The organism is Paraburkholderia sp. SOS3 (assembly GCF_001922345.1).
Classification (GTDB): Bacteria; Pseudomonadota; Gammaproteobacteria; order Burkholderiales; family Burkholderiaceae; genus Paraburkholderia.
Map to the genome: position 1 here is coordinate 1,097,410 of NZ_CP018811.1, position 15,150 is coordinate 1,112,559.

Annotated in this window: 14 protein-coding genes; 7 read left to right on the forward strand and 7 right to left on the reverse strand. The window is 59.6% G+C overall.

Annotated features, from left to right (window positions below; genetic code table 11):
- Window positions 1–47: 47 nt before the first annotated feature.
- From BTO02_RS05050 to BTO02_RS05070, 5 genes are all read right to left on the reverse strand, one after another.
- Complete coding sequence (locus BTO02_RS05050; protein ID WP_075156104.1) at window positions 48–947, reverse strand: SDR family oxidoreductase; 900 nt, start codon at window positions 945–947, stop codon at window positions 48–50.
- Between the two features lie 213 nt (window positions 948–1,160).
- Window positions 1,161–2,015 (reverse strand): TolB family protein, encoded by an 855-nt coding sequence (locus BTO02_RS05055; RefSeq protein ID WP_075156105.1) that lies wholly within the window; start codon window positions 2,013–2,015, stop codon window positions 1,161–1,163.
- 208 nt (window positions 2,016–2,223) lie between these two features.
- Window positions 2,224–2,649, reverse strand: coding sequence for a LysR substrate-binding domain-containing protein (locus BTO02_RS05060; RefSeq protein ID WP_083614985.1), 426 nt, complete (start codon window positions 2,647–2,649; stop codon window positions 2,224–2,226).
- 244 nt (window positions 2,650–2,893) lie between these two features.
- Entirely contained in the window at window positions 2,894–3,250 is a 357-nt protein-coding gene (locus BTO02_RS05065) for a DUF4148 domain-containing protein (RefSeq protein ID WP_442953454.1), read from the reverse strand.
- A 54-nt stretch (window positions 3,251–3,304) separates the two neighbouring features.
- Entirely contained in the window at window positions 3,305–3,646 is a 342-nt protein-coding gene (locus BTO02_RS05070) for a DUF4148 domain-containing protein (protein ID WP_075156108.1), read from the reverse strand.
- Window positions 3,647–4,333: 687 nt separating this feature from the next.
- On the opposite strand from BTO02_RS05070, the gene BTO02_RS05075 reads away from it, so the two are divergent.
- The 5 genes from BTO02_RS05075 (at window position 4,334) to BTO02_RS05095 (ending at window position 8,331) form a co-directional block, all read left to right on the forward strand.
- Entirely contained in the window at window positions 4,334–4,894 is a 561-nt protein-coding gene (locus BTO02_RS05075) for a DUF305 domain-containing protein (RefSeq protein WP_075156109.1), read from the forward strand.
- Window positions 4,891–6,366 (forward strand): YncE family protein, encoded by a 1,476-nt coding sequence (locus BTO02_RS05080; RefSeq protein ID WP_075156110.1) that lies wholly within the window; start codon window positions 4,891–4,893, stop codon window positions 6,364–6,366. The genes BTO02_RS05075 and BTO02_RS05080 overlap by 4 nt, the downstream gene beginning before the upstream one ends.
- 422 nt (window positions 6,367–6,788) lie before the next feature.
- On the forward strand, window positions 6,789–7,259 hold the full coding sequence (locus BTO02_RS05085; protein WP_232243450.1) for a MarR family winged helix-turn-helix transcriptional regulator: 471 nt from the start codon (window positions 6,789–6,791) through the stop codon (window positions 7,257–7,259).
- A gap of 56 nt (window positions 7,260–7,315) precedes the next feature.
- Window positions 7,316–7,732 (forward strand): DUF1398 domain-containing protein, encoded by a 417-nt coding sequence (locus BTO02_RS05090; RefSeq protein WP_075156112.1) that lies wholly within the window; start codon window positions 7,316–7,318, stop codon window positions 7,730–7,732.
- Window positions 7,733–7,770: 38 nt separating this feature from the next.
- Window positions 7,771–8,331 (forward strand): hypothetical protein, encoded by a 561-nt coding sequence (locus tag BTO02_RS05095; protein ID WP_232243451.1) that lies wholly within the window; start codon window positions 7,771–7,773, stop codon window positions 8,329–8,331.
- 251 nt (window positions 8,332–8,582) lie between these two features.
- Here BTO02_RS05095 and BTO02_RS05100 read toward each other — a convergent pair whose 3' ends face one another.
- Window positions 8,583–9,593 (reverse strand): alpha/beta fold hydrolase, encoded by a 1,011-nt coding sequence (locus BTO02_RS05100; RefSeq protein ID WP_075156114.1) that lies wholly within the window; start codon window positions 9,591–9,593, stop codon window positions 8,583–8,585.
- 349 nt (window positions 9,594–9,942) lie between these two features.
- Here BTO02_RS05100 and oxlT point away from each other — a divergent pair, with 349 nt between their 5' ends.
- The gene (oxlT, locus tag BTO02_RS05105; protein WP_075156115.1) at window positions 9,943–11,226 is read left to right on the forward strand and encodes an oxalate/formate MFS antiporter; all 1,284 of its coding nucleotides are present in this window, start codon (window positions 9,943–9,945) and stop codon (window positions 11,224–11,226) included.
- Between the two features lie 614 nt (window positions 11,227–11,840).
- Window positions 11,841–13,604 (forward strand): serine hydrolase, encoded by a 1,764-nt coding sequence (locus BTO02_RS05110; RefSeq protein WP_075156116.1) that lies wholly within the window; start codon window positions 11,841–11,843, stop codon window positions 13,602–13,604.
- A 450-nt stretch (window positions 13,605–14,054) separates the two neighbouring features.
- Here the strand turns inward: BTO02_RS05110 and BTO02_RS05115 are convergent, their stop codons facing one another.
- The gene (locus BTO02_RS05115) at window positions 14,055–14,987 is read right to left on the reverse strand and encodes an AraC family transcriptional regulator (protein WP_075156117.1); all 933 of its coding nucleotides are present in this window, start codon (window positions 14,985–14,987) and stop codon (window positions 14,055–14,057) included.
- Between the last annotated feature and the right edge of the window lie 163 nt (window positions 14,988–15,150).

Sequence of the window (15,150 nt, forward strand, 5' to 3'; positions counted from 1 at the left end):
CGTTGAGTTCCGATATCACCCTGTGTGGCTATCCGGCGCATACAACGCTACTCGGGAGACTGTGCGGTGCTTGCTCGGCCATCGGTCAGTCTCTCAAATCCGAACTGCTTCCATAACAATCGATCGACCCAGCGGGTCGGCAGGAGCGATGAGAGCAGCCAAGCCTCAAACGGTTTGGGCGCGACGCTATATCGTGCACGGGGCGCCGACGATGTGATCGCTTCATACACTATGTTTGCCACATGTCCCGGGTGTAGTCCTTTCTTGGCGTCGCTCACGGCGAACTGTAGCACCCTCTCGCCGGTCTGCCGATATGGCGTTTCGGCATACGCGCCAAGCGCTCCTTGCCGCTCCGCCTTCTCGAGCATCGGGGTGTTTGTCGAATGGGGAGCAATGACGACGACATCAATACCAAACAGACGCAATTCTCTACGCAAGCTTTCCGAGAACCCCTCAATCGCGAATTTTGTACCCGCATAGCCTCCCATGTACGGAAAGCCGACGCGGCCGCCGATCGAGCTGATGTTCACGATGCGACCGGGGGCGCCGACTAGCGATGCGTCGGCACCCAGCAATGGTGCGAACGCCTGTATCGCTGCAATCGTGCCAATCACGTTGACATCGAACATATCTTTGATTTCTTCAATCGGCTGCAGCAATAAAGGAGCGCCCGACGCTATCCCAGCGTTATTGACAAGTGCTGTCAGCCGTGCGCCATGGAGTGCTGCACGAACCGTGCTGGCCGCTTCCCGGAGTGCACTCTCATCCCTGATGTCAAGCTCCAGGGGCGTAAAGCGCACACCGAACTCCAACACGAGACGCTCCGCATCGGCCCGCTTGCGAACGGTGCCAAAAACGTGAAAGCCGCGCTCAATCAGCAACCGTGTGGTTTGATAGCCAATGCCAGTTGACACACCCGTAACTACAGCAAACTTTTCGTCATTCATGCTTTCCTCGGGAGGTAATTGATGAAGAAACCTGACCAATGGTGACTCTGACTGTTCATGAAGGTGTCGCGCAGTTCGACGCGCGACCCGGCCAACAGAGAGAACCACGCACCGATGTGCTGGCTCGCTGCACGACAGGAACGAAGCCTTGATCGTCGGCGGTCACACGGGCGGCAGTTTGCCGAACAGCCTGTCGGCGAACAGCGACGACCTCTAAGCAAACGAAAACTGCCAGAGGGAACTGGACGCCCCGGTGCCGGATGTGAATACGATGCTCCTACCATCCGGAGACCATGCCGGGTGGACGTTATTGGCCCCTTCCGGCTGGCGTATGAGGCGCACATCGCCACCGTCGATATTCATCGTCATGATCTGGAAGTTAGCGCCCGGGTTCTTCGCTGAAACAGCAATCCGTCGTAGATCCGGACTCCAGAAAGGCTGCTGCCAATCTCCATGGCTAGTGATCGGAACTGCGTGTTGACCGTCTGGTCCGCACGTCCAGATATTGAAGGTCTTTGTTCCCGCGTTGGCCGAGTAGGCCATTCGAGTTCCATCCGGCGACCACCATGGTTGACGGCTTTCGCCCGCGCCGTTAGTCACCTGACGTTCGTTTGATCCGTCCGGCGACACGGTCCAAATGTTGAGCCCGTTTCCTCCCTTTCTCGAGAAGTATGCGATCGAATTACGCGACGACCACGTCGGCCCGAAACTCCACCAGTCGGGATCCGACACGCGCAACGCCTGCGTACCTTTAGCATCTAGCACAAAGATCGCGTTCTTGCCGTCGCGATCCGAACTGAAGCTCATACGCGATCCGTCAGCGTTGAGCGCGACGCGCCCGAAGTCGTTTGCATCGCTCCGATGCAGGCGCGTAGGTACGCGACCATCCGCCGGAATGGTCCAGATCTGCGATTTGCCGGTATGCATTGACGCGTAGACGATCCGACTTCCGTCTCGCATGTAGACGGCGCGGTTATCGCCATGACCCTCGACTGTCAGTTGACGAAGCTGTCCGGCATGCACTGCATGCCGGACATTCGCGAGCGCCAAGTCAAACGGAGACTTCATCGCAAGTGCAGAGCATAGAAAAAGCCGACGCTTCACCGTCCCTCCTGTCTATGCCATGTGTTAACGTTCGTTGCACGCGCGTTACCGGGAAACGAGCGGCGACTTCCTGCGACATTGTCCAGTTTGCTACTCATGACTGCCTCTCTCGCAAAGTGGTTGTAAGGCTGCCTGTGCTAACACGAGAAGTCGCCTGCTATTCCGTGCAGGGCTAATCGCTTCGCACGACGAGACTGAACATCGCCTGACTGCTCGGCGATAAAGACCGGCCCTTCATCCAGACCATGTGCAGCGGTCGTTCGATGCGCAGGTCGTCGACAGCGATCGTCGTCAGCTCTGCGCGTCGTATCTCGTCCTTCACGCTGAGTACCGACAGATACGCGAGCGCATGCCGGGCAAGCAGCATGCGTTTGATTGCTTCGGTATCGCTGACCGACATCAAAGGTTCGATGCGCGACCCGGCCTGCGCATAGGCTTCCTCGACAGCCGCTCGCGTACCCGATCCCGGCTCGCGCATGATCACCGCGTGATCCACGAGCTGGCGCGCGAGCAACGACGTTCCCGCACGCGGATGAGACGATGCCGCTCTCGAACAGGCGACGCACCCCGATGGCGAATCGCGAAACCAGCATCGCAGCTATCACGAGTAGCGCGCCGGCCACGCTGTTGTCGGTGCGTGTCAGCACCTCGGCCAGATAGATCGCAATGCCGATCACTGCTGGGTGATGCAGGATGCGGCGGCCTGACAGCACGTTCATGGTTTGACCTCGCAGCCGCTAGAAGCACGGGACGTCACATCGTGCCCTGACGGCACCGGACAGGTGCCGCAGCCACGCCATGGCATACCCGTCCCGGTGGACATACATAGCTGTCACGATGTCTCACTCGCCGTAGTAGATATCGCAGAAGCTCGCGGGACCCACACATGACGAGGACGAATCACGGGGCGCGGCGGCTCGCTTCCCGGCATCCGACGTGCCGTTGCCAGCCGTGCCGCCGACTGCGTCATTCGACGTCTGCCGCGCCTGCTCAGCCGCGACTTTCGCTTCGGCTGCCTGAATATTCGCGGGGTAATAGACATCGTCTGCCGATGCCGGGTTGTAGCCGGCCTGCTCAAGGCGAATCAGATCGGCTCTAACCTCGGCGCGCGTGAGCGGAGCGGCGGTTTGCGCGAAACACAAAACAGGGCTGAAGAGCGCAGCAACGGCAATGGAAGCGAATGTGAGCGTTTTCATGATGTCGACTCCTTCGGGTCATGGGTTGTCAAGAGATCCACAAAGATTCAGAGGGGGTTAGCCGCCGAAATAGATGTTGCAGAAGCTCACCGGGCCGACGCAGTCGTCGGGGTGCGCGTTGTGACTGGCCTTCTCCGGCTTGCTGGTTTGCGAAGTGCCGGCAGGTGTGCCACCGATGCCGTCTGGCCGCGCGGTCGTGGACCTGGCCTGATGCGAGTAGATAAGACCGATGTCGGGATAGGACGTCTCGGTCACGAGACGTGAGCCGTTGTTTTCCGCGTCTATGAGTTGCTGGCGTACTTCGGCACGGCTGAGGCCCTGAGCGGAAGCAGTGGAGACAAAGCCGGTCGCCGCGAGAACCAGCAAAGCGCCAATCGTGATTGAGGGATAGATACGCATTTCGATATCCTTATTTAATTCGACATCTATTCATCAACAAGGCAAACCGCAGAGGTTCCTGAGCGTTGCCGGAGACGTTTCGCGGTGCTGGCCACAGCGGCCTGTCAAGTGCGATTCGTTGAGTGAAAGATTAGCCGGGTAAGGAAGAGGCGAAAAATACCTACTTTCGATGCGTCCCATGCCTTCGGGTTATGCCTCGCCGCGATCTGCCCGGCAAGTGAGTACGGCCTCGCCTTCGATTTGCTGGACTTTCACGCGCCGGCATACCGCTGCGCGGCCGCCCGAGGCATGGCATTCTGCGCGACGCGCCGGCTTACCTTTTTGTCCCTTTTCATCCGGGTTTTGTGGGGAGCGGCGGATTGAACGGATATAAACAGCGGAAGAAAAAGCAACGATGGTGCGCGACTCGAATGGCCGGTTGCCAGCGGACCCAACAACTGAGCTCCCCAAACCGCAGAGCTGCCGAACGACTCCTGACGATCCGATCACGGACGTTGGCTGCTCGTCTGCGCTATTGAACACGCGGTTCGCGCAAGCTTGTTAGCCAGGGCGCAGGCAACAACGCTTGAATGTCGTCGGGTACGCGAGAAAAAATTCTTTGGGGGCCACAGCGGAATAATCAGTTTGCCAGTGGGTTAACCGCTATGACGACACGTCATACCGTTCAACACACTAGGAGACCATACGATGAGCGGCCCAAATCACGCGCGCCACGGCGCCGTGCTGCTGTCGCTGGCTTTCGCATTGTCCGGACCACCGACGGCCGCGTATGCCGCCGGCGCCGCCGACCACGAGGGGACGGCTCAATCGCAGAGCAAGCATGCTCTGGCCGCCGAGCAGCCTTTCCTCGCGGAGAACGATGCGGCCATGACAAGGATGATGGATGACATGGCCATCCAGCCTTCCGGCAATATCGATCAGGATTTCGTCGCGATGATGGCGCCGCATCACCAAGGGGCGATCGAGATGGCTCAGGCGGAGTTGCGCTATGGGCATAACGAACAGTTGCGCCGCATCGCGCAGGAAATCATTGTCGAACAGCAGCAGGAGATTCTCGCGATGCGTATCGCGCTGGGTCTACCGTTACCGCCGCCTGTAGCCGCACCCGACCAGGAGACCCCGGCTGCGCCCGCAGCGCCGGCATCATCCGCTGGCGCGTCGGCTGCGAGGCCGCCCGCCACATCGTCTGCGCCGACAATGCATATGAACATGTCAATGCCGATCAACAACACGAAGGAATTCAGATGAAAGCCACACGACTCCACGCCGGCGCGCTAATGCTCGCACTGACGGCAGCCGCACGTATCGCGTGCGCCGGACAGGCGCCTGCTTCGTCGAGCGCACCGGACATTGCGGTGAGCCATCACGACCGGGTGTACGCCGCCGAACAGTTCTCTAATACGGTGTCCGTGACCGATCCGGCCGATAACCGGCTACTCGGCGTGATTCGTCTCGGCGATCCGACGCCGGGCAACTTCAGCCCACTCTATCGCGGCCAGGTGCTCGTGCACGGGATGGGTTTCTCGCCGGACCACAAGACCATCGCGGTGGTGTCAATCGGCTCGAACTCGGTTGCGTTCATCGACACCGCGACCAATGCGGTCAAACACATCACGTATGTCGGCCGCGCACCGCACGAGGCGTTCTTTACACCGGACGGAAACGAAGTATGGGTGACCGTGCGCGGCGAAAACTATATCGCAGTGCTCGACGCCAGGACGTATGAAGAGAAGACTCGCATCATCGTGCCGGCCGGGCCGGGCATGCAAATCTTCTCGCCGGACGGCAAGTATGGCTATATCTGCTCGTCGTTCAATCCGGAGACCGACGTGGTATCGGTTGCGGACCACAAGATTGTCGGCAAGGTTTCGCAGGCAAGCCCGTTCTGCCCGAATATCGCGGCGACGCCGGACGGCAAACAGGTTTGGTTCACGTTGAAGGACACCGGCAAGACACAGGTGTTCGACGCGCATCCGCCATTTAACGTGCTGGCGACGCTTGACACGGGGCCGATCACGAACCACGTGAATATCGTACACAATGCGAACGGCACGTTCGCTTATGTGACCGTTGGTGGACTGAATCAGGTGAAGGTGTTTCGCACCAGCGACTTCGCGCAGATCGCGACAATTCCGGTCGGCAAGCTGCCACACGGCATCTGGCCGTCAGGCGACGGGACGCGCGTGTATGTCGGCCTCGAAAATGCGGACGCATTGACCGCGATCGATACGTTGACGAACAAGGTCGTGGCAACCGTGCCGATCGGCCAGGCGCCGCAAGCGGTCACGTACGTGCCCGATGCGGTGCCGGCCGGCGCAAGCGGCGACGGTATGCAAAATCTGCAGCAACTGGGTGTCGCAGGGCAGACAGCGCATCTGACCTTGAAAGCGGTCGACGCGTCGGGCAGCGCAGCGAGTGCGCCGACCAGCGTCGCGCTATTCGATCAGGGGTTGCTGCAGGTGCTGCAGGCATCGGTCACCGGGCTAGCGCCGAAATCGCCGTATGTGCTGGCTCTTGCAGATCGTCCGGACGGTAGCGGCAACATTGAGCCGCTCACGACGTTCATGACGAATCCGGCCGGCTCAGCGATCGTCAACGCACTTGGACAGATCCGACAGGTGGTCGCGCCTGACGACGAGAGCGGCAGGCGGCGTTTTCTGGTAATCGCCCCGCAGGTGTCCGGCAAGCCGGGTGTGCCGGTGCAGGTGCAGGCACTCTGATCGTGGTCGAGCGTGGCCCGGTTGCAGCGATATGCAGGATGTGCCGCATAAACGCGATCGCGAAACGTCAATTGATGCGCCATGTCATTCAATTCGAAATTGCATCGCGAATGCTTACTTGCAGTCCCGTTGTTTCAGCTAGGATTTGAAGCGACAGTTCGCATGCTACCGACCTGTCGAGTCCTAGCCTTCAACGAAGTAGTTATGCGAGTGCTTTTCCTGCTTGCAACGTCAGTGGCCGCGCTCGACTCATTGCCGCCCGTCGCGGCACATTCGGGGAAGGTCCGCTCGCTGCCGTGGCCCAGACATGGGTCATCGCGGTGAGACCCGATCAAAGGTCGGCCGCATTCACCCTGAGCGCTTGACAAATGTTTCCACGGAAATCATAATGGTTTCCATGGAAATTACATAAAGGGGTCGTCGTGGACGATGCGACTTCGATGCAGCCGGCGCCCGCTCTCGAAGCGCATTTGGGCTACTGGATAAGACTCGTTTCTAACCGCATTTCCGGCACGTTCTCTCGCGCGTTGCAGGAGCAAGGTGTGTCGGTCGCTGAATGGGTCGCACTGAATCAACTCGGGAGCGGGACGGCCTTGAGTCCAGCTGGTCTCGCCGACGCAATGGGCATGACTCGCGGGGCCGTTTCAAAAGTGCTCGACAAATTGCAGTTCAAGGGATGGATTTCGCGCACGACGAGTCAAGAAGACAACCGCGTTCAGCTACTGGCGGTGACGCGACAGGGCAAACGTGTTTTGCCCGAACTAACAACAATTGCCGACGGCAACGATGAGCGTTATTTCGGTGCTCTGGATGCTACCGAACGAGCTACGCTGCGAACGTTACTGCAGAAGCTGGCCGATACTCATCAAATGCACGACATACCCGTGGACTGAGGCAGGGCACCCGCCACGCGTTCCCACTGCACCCTTTGTTCGTAATGAGGATATCAATGAGCAAGGCGCTCGACAATCTGAAGGCCGCGCAGCAGCGGGCCATGTCCGGCCGGCCGAAAGTGGGCGGGTTTCCGTACCTCGCTGACACCCTTCGGCGTGCAGGGGTGAGGCGGAATGTCTGGTTCTTGCCTGCATGCGAGAGCCTGTATCTGACTGAAGATGGCCCCGTCGTCGTGCAGGGCGCGCCGCTAGTGTCCGGCGCCGCTGACGTGCCACCTTTCGACCCGCAAGCACTCGTGAAAGCGCTGCGCATCGATCAGGCAGGAGAGAGTTCATTTCCAGAATTTCTGGACGCGTCGTGGCGCGCGGGTGTCGTCCGCTACGACGTCGATCTGGTTAATCGTACCGTTACATACTACGGCTGCGACGATGAAGAATATGTCGAGCAATATCCCGCTCCGGAAGCGCAATAGTCCTCAAGACTCTCGCCGCGCATGAATGACCGGGCACTTTGGAGTTCGAGATGACTCTTCTTCTGGCGTTTGCTCCATTTATCGCGTTCGTGGTGATCGAGCGCCTCGTCAGCGTGCCGGCGGGACTTACAGCCGGCGCGATCGTAGCCGCCGCGCTTCTGGTACGCGACGTCGCGACGCCTGGCCGCCACATCAAGCTGCTGGAGATCGGCACGGTCTTGCTGTTTGGTGCACTTACGGTCTATGCGCTCACGAACGATGTGCGATGGTCGATCGCTGCGGTGCGACTACGCGTCGATGCCGGACTGATGCTGATCGTGCTGGCGTCTATCGCTTTGCGGCAGCCGTTCACACTCCAGTACGCCCGCGAGACGGTCGGCCGCGAGCATTGGGGCAGCACGGACTTCGTGCATATCAACTATGTGATCAGCGCGGCGTGGGCCGTCGCGTTCGCAGCGCTCGTCCTCGCGGATATCGCGATGGCTTACGTGCCGGCGCTGCCACATTCGACGGGAGTCATCGCCACAGTAGTGGCACTTATCGCAGCGGTAAAGTTTACGGCTTGGTATCCGGAGCAGCGTGCAGCAACGCGCACATGACCGGACGTCCGGTTTGCCGGGAGACGCGACATTCGAGCGTCATGCGGTCTACGGCTGGCGCCGCCCGAGCGCGCATCGCTGCTGCTGGCGGAAGTGGAAGGCTTGAGCTACGAGGAAGCGGCGGCGGTCTCCGCGTCAGCGTCGACCGTGCGAAGCTCGCGCATGTATCGGTGCGCCTGAAGCCGGGGCGCGCGTTTATAGAGCACACCCGGCAAAGTGCGCTGCCCGCAAGCCGCTGAGCGGCGCTTCGTTTATTGCGCAAGCAACTGCGTGAACGCCTCGGTAATGAACGCAGCATCCTCGACGTTGGCGGTCGGCAGGCCCGCGCGATGGCCCCATACCGAAGGAATCGGCAGCAGCCGCGCATTGCGCATCTGCTCGACTTCGAGACGGTTGTCTTCCACCTGAAAATACAGATCGGTCTCGCTCGGCATGATCAGCGCGTTGGCGGTGATCGCCTGCAACGCGGCGTGGAAGTCGCCGCGATAGATGTCGTTGGCGGCGATGTTCGCGTGCTGCCAGGTCCACAGGTGCGCGAGCAGATTGTTCGCATCGCGGCGCAGGAAGTTGGCCTCCCAGCTCATCACCAGATAGTCTTCCAGCGAAGAAAAACCGGCGCGGCGCCACAGCTCCTCACGATAGAACGTCTGCGACATCGCCATCGCCGCATAGCTGCGGCCCATCGCGCGCAGTCCCCGTTCGGGGCGCGCGACGAAGGTGCCGTTCTGGAAAGCGGCATCGGCGGTCAGCGTCGCGCGAACGCCTTCGAGGAACACGAGGTTGTGCGGCGACGTCTTCGCCGCGCCGCATAGCACGGCGAGCCGCTTCACCATCGCCGGATAGAGCGCGGCCCAGTGATACGCCTGGATGCCGCCCATCGACCAGCCGCACGCGAGCTGCAGCGTATCGATGCCGAGTTCGGCGAGCAGCCGGCGCTGCACCGCGACGTTGTCGGCAATCGTGAAGTTTGGCCAGCGCGTGCCGTTGAACGGCTCGACCGCATTGCTCGGCGACGACGACAGCCCATTGCCGAACAGATTCGGCACGATCACAAAATAGCGCTCGGTATCGAGCGCCTTGCCGGGGCCGATCAGCCAGTCGACGTCGTAGTGATGCGCGGAGAACGACGTCATGTACAGGATCACGTTCGACTTCGCGGCGTCGAGCCGGCCGTAGGTCTTGTAGGCGAGTTGCGTGTCCCTGAACGTGATGCCGGACTGCAGCACCACGTGGCCCGCGTTGAATATCGAATAGTCTTGCATGGCTTTCGGCGTAACAGGTGAGTGAGGTCGGTAATCGAAGGCAACGATCAAGGCAATGGCGGCGGCGCGGCACCACGCCGGCGCGCGCACGCACGCGCGGCGTGCGCGCGGGGCGCTTGCGGTGCTGCCTGCGCTCCGGCTCGCCGTCCGGCTTGCCATCGGCTTGCGGCTCGCTTGCGGTTCATGCGAGGCCGCATCTGCGTGGGCTTGCCGTGCGCCTGTTGCGGATCCGGACTGCGCTTTCTGCTGCGCCGTCCGTGCGCCGCACGGCTGCTGCTGCGCGCATCCGCATCATGGCATAGACATTGCGCGGGCGTGGGCCCTTCAATATTGCCGCCCCTCCTTGCCCATGAGCACGCAGCCTGTCGATACCGCCGTCCGAACGCAGTTCGCGTTTTCCTTTCACAACCGCTGGTGCCAGCTCGCGTGCGGCGTGGTGTGCGCGATGGTCGCGTCGAATCCGCAGTACATCTGGACCCTGCTTACGCATCCGCTCATGCAGCGGCTGGGCGTGTCGTTGCCCGCGCTACAGGTGACGTTCTCGATCCTGATCGTGTGCCAGACCTTCCTGTCGCCGCTCGAGGGCTATCTGATCGAACGCTTCGGCGCGCGCTGGCTGCTGGCGGCGGGTGGCGCGTTGACCGGGCTCAGCTGGATACTGACCAGCAGCGCGTCGTCGCTGACGCAGGTGTATCTGGCTTATGGCGTGATCGGCGGCCTCGGTGTGGGCATTATCGTGGTCGGCACCATCGGCCTGATGGCGCGCTGGTTTCCGGACAAGCGCGGCCTCGCGATCGGTGTGGTGATGGCCGGCTTCGGCATGGGCTCGATGCTGACTACGTGGCCGATCGCGGCAAGCCTCGCGAAGTACGGCTATCAGCACACGCTGGCCGGCTTCGGCGTGTTGCTGGCGGTGGTCGGCATCGCCGCGGGGCTCGGCATGCGCTTGCCGCCGCCCGGCTACATGGCGGACTGGCGGCCGCCGGTGGCCGCGCAAGCGGCGCGCGACACGCGCACCGGCGCGATGCTGCGCACGCCGATCTTCTGGCTGCTGTTTGCGATGATGTCGATGATGTCGACCTCCGGCCTGATGGTCACGTCGCAAATGGCCGTGTTCACGCGCGACTTCGGCCTCGCCGACCTGAGCGTATTCGGACTCATGGCGCTGCCGCTTGCGCTGACCATCGATCGCGTGGCCAACGGGGTGACGCGGCCGCTGTTCGGATGGATTTCCGATCGCATCGGCCGCGAGCCGACCATGTGCATCGCATTCGGCATGGAAGCGGTGGCCATGGCATTATGGCTCGCGCTGCGGCACGACCCGCTGTTGTTCGTGCTGCTGTCGGGCGTGGTATTTCTCGGTTGGGGTGAGATCTTTTCGCTGTTTCCTTCGACGCTGACCGATACCTTCGGCAGCCGGCATGCGATCGTCAACTACGCGTGCCTGTCTTATGCGCAAGGCGTCGGCTCGATTCTCGGCGGTCCGGTGGCGGCGCTGCTGCATCAGCGCACCGGCAGTTGGCATGCGGTATTCGGCACGGCGATCGCGCTCGATACCTGCACGGCGGTGCTGGCGATCGCGGTGCTGCTGCCGCTGCGCCGCGCATGGTTTGCGCGGCAACGGGCACACTAAGCGTCGGCGCGTGCAGCAGTGATGCAAACAACCTCGAGGGCTGCTTGCGCGGTCGAAGGGGCTCTACCGATTCATGTGGTCGAGACGTAGTCATATCATCCCGCGTTGCCCCGAGCTTTCGCGGGCATGTCTTCACGTTGCTCCGGTTCAATACATATCGGTTCGGTGACAGGCTTGCGACGGCCGTTGCACGCGTAGAAGCGGACGTTTCTGCAGAAGTGGCGCACGGCTCTTCATGGCCGACCGCTGCCTTACGCAAAACCGCATTTTCTGCGTTGATGCGGCAAAGCCACGACTGACGACACGCGAGCATCAACGGTCGTTCAGCTTTCTCTATAACGGCCGCTCGTTCGGGAGTGGAGGCGTGTTGTAAGCCATCACCAATCCGAATGCTCTTTTATTGTTCACTGTAAAATTTTTTGCAGGTGTTGACTTGCTCCGGTCTTCACCGCCTGACATCAAAAAGCCATACCCCTCTAGGCAGGACGAGTTCCTTCAAAAGACTGCTTGAGTAACGCAAGCTAGCGCGACGGCTTTGCTACCTGCTCCGCACTCGTAGAGGAGCATGAGAGTAACCTCTCTCGAAAATTGACCTTCGAATCTAAGGACGGTAGATGCTAAGCGACCTGGGTGATTTCGACGATTACATAAACGCGCAGGTGCATCAATGGAATGCGCCCGGCATAGGCGTCAGTATTGTAAAAGACGAAGAAGTCATCTTCACGAGAGGCTATGGTTACCGTGACCATGCAAACAGACTGCCGTTTTTATCTTCAACTTTGTTTCCTATCGCGTCGAACACCAAATTATTTACAGCCATTGCAGCCGGCATTCTAGTCGAGAAGGGCGCGCTGACCTTCGACCAGCCGATTCGCGACGTCGTCCCGAGTTTGCGCTTTTACGACAAGTCGCTTGATGCCGCGGTGACACTACGCGATATGCTCGGCCATCGTACCGGCGTGCCCCGGTATGACATGATCCTGCATAGAGCCGAGTTCTCAAAAAAGGAACTATTCGACCGGATCCGATTCATGAAGCCTGTCGCTCCCTTCCGGACGAAGCTTATCTACAACAACATGATGTACGAGGCTGTGGGCCACATCATCGAGTTGCTAAGTGGCAAGTCGTGGGATCAATTCATCCGCGACGAGGTTTTGACTCCTGTGGGTATGCCCCAGACTGCTTTCACCATTGCCGACATGTTGGCTCATCCGAATCACGCGGTACCGTTCACAGAGAGGCGAGATAGCGAGGCGCTCTGGCAGACACCATATCCAGAGCTGAATTGGTCGAGTCCAGCGGGGAGCATCGTCTCTAGCCTCGATGATATGAGTCGCTGGGTGGCCATGTTGATGAACAACGGGATGATGGCTGGAAAGAAGGTCATTCCGGAGCAGATACTTCGGGCTACTTTGGCGCCGGGGCTCGCATTTCCGGACCCGCTTGCCGACGTCCTTGGTTTTCAGCCGGAGATCAATTCAATCTATGGGATGGGCCGGCAAACCTCTTCGTATCGGGGACATCTACTTACGAGTCACGGCGGCGATCTCCGCGCCTTCCATTCGCAGGTCTCGTATTTGCCACGCGAGAAATTGGGCGTAGTCGTGTTCGTGATCGGCGACCACTGCTCAATGCTGCGAAATGCCGTCGGCTATAACGTCTATGATCGCCTGCTTGGACTGGGCGAGTCGAGTTCGATGGAAGCCTTGCGCGAGTTCCATTCGAAAGCAAAGCAAAACATGCGTGAGTCGCGCGAACGGGTAAAACCAAGCGCCATTCCCAACACACGACCCTCACACGATCTCGCAGACTACGTCGGTCGCTACGAGCATCCTGCTTACGGGAAACTGTATATCTCGCTCAAGGATTCCGAGCTTGAGTTTCGCTTCCGCCAAACGAAGCTTCCATTGCATCATTACCACTATGACCGGTTCGATACCGACGATGACGAGGCAGAAGGCGCGTGGTCCATGTCGTTTTTGACCAGTCCACTCGGCGATATCGACCGCGTCAGTTTGTGGCTCGACGCGACGGATGCCGTGTTCGTCCGGATTCCGGATGCGCCTTCGCCGAGTGTGCTCAGGCAGCTTACCGGCACGTACCAGGCTGCTTTCGGCGCCAAGTGCACGATCAAGCTGCGGCGCGACAACCAACTCATGCTGCACTTTCCGGAGGCTCCCGCGGAAGTTCTAACTCCGTTCAAAGAACTTCAGTTTCGCAACCCGAAATGGCCACAAAGGACATTCGAGTTTGTGATGGAAGACGGGCGAGTGAGTGCATTGAGGCACTGGAACTCGGTCGCCGAGTTTGTTCTGACTCGGGTCGAGAATGCTGAATCCGCCGATACGATGGAGGACGAAGAGCCGATCGCCGATTAAACCAGGGGACCCATCCTCGTCGACAGGATGTGTATCGAGGAATGCTAGAAACGAGTTATCGCGAACCACCCGGTTTGCTCTATACCCGCACACGGTTTTCCTCCGCGCGCTTCTGAATCAATTCATAAACTTTGTGCCCGTTTGAAATCAAACGGACAGGCCTGGATCCGCAAAACTCGGCATGCAACGTCGAACCCGGTGGCAGCTCCTTAAGTAGACTTATTCCGATGGGACCACTGGGATGCCTTCCGCCTGTTGCCAGGAGAAAGGAATCGATACCATCGACCAGGTATTCCTGCGTTACAAAGCCATTGTCGATATGAAGTGTTCCGTCGCGGCTAGTTACATGACACGGTAGCCCAACTGGATGTTCCATGCAGAGAGGGAACATGATAGCCAGGGCAGTCAGGCCAGCGAATATCCCGAACAAAAAAAGTATGAAGCCGCGTATCAGATCGTCGCACGATTACCGCCCGCTTCCCTCAACGCCTTCATATCCCGCATCGGCGGTGCCCCGAAGAGGCGGCGATATTCACGGATGAATTGCGTGGAGCTTTCATAACCAACCTTCAGTGCCACCAGCCCAACTTCCCATTCATTCTCCAGAATCAGCCGACGTGCCTCATGTAGGCGCAGATGCTTCTGATATTGAATCGGACTCATGCCGGTAAGTTCAGCGAAGTGGCGATGCAATGTCGACACACCCATGCCAGCCTTGTCCGCCAAGTGTTCAACGCGCAGACTTTCATGGAAGTGAGTGCGCAACCAATCAATGGCTTTTGCAATCCGATGACTTTGCGACCCTGATCGTACAATTCGTCTCAAGCGAGCGCCGCCGGAGCCAGTTAAAAGGCGGTAAAGAATTTCTCGATGGAGAAGCGAGGACATGAAGGCGATGTCTGCCGGGCGTTCCAGCAGTCTTACAAGACGGGTCACGCCATCAAGGAGATCAGGATCAAGCTCTACAACGGCAAGGCAAGCATCGGCAGGAACAGAGTCCGGCCCCTCTATGTCGATCTCCGCCATGATCTGGCGGGCGAGATTGAGGTCAAGGTCAATACGCAGCGCGGTATAGGGACGAGTCGGACTTGCGTCGGGAATTGCAATGATGGTCGGCACTTCGATAGCGGTAAGAACGCAGTGGCTCTCGTCATGCAGGATGACGGTTTCTCCCGCGGATACGCGTCGACGCCCCCGGACGCATACGCACAAATAGGCCGCGTCGAAATGCGCCGTGGGTGGAACGGGCTTGGATATGCGTGCGACACGAAGTCCAGGCACGGGTGTTCCGTAGCCGCTGCGCGTCGAAGCAAAGCGCGCGATGATCGCCTCGATTTCATCACGTTGGCGTTCGGATGGATCGGTTGAGCTTTGAGGACGCATGGAAGTTGACTCGATCTGGACACCTGGAATCTTGCCACATCGCGTCGTTGAGGGTTATCCAGTTCTGTCCGTTTAGAGAGAAATGGGCAGGAAACAGGCAGCATAAGGCTACCGATATCGCGTCGTACGCACGTACGCTCTCAAGCAGGTCACTCTCTAACCT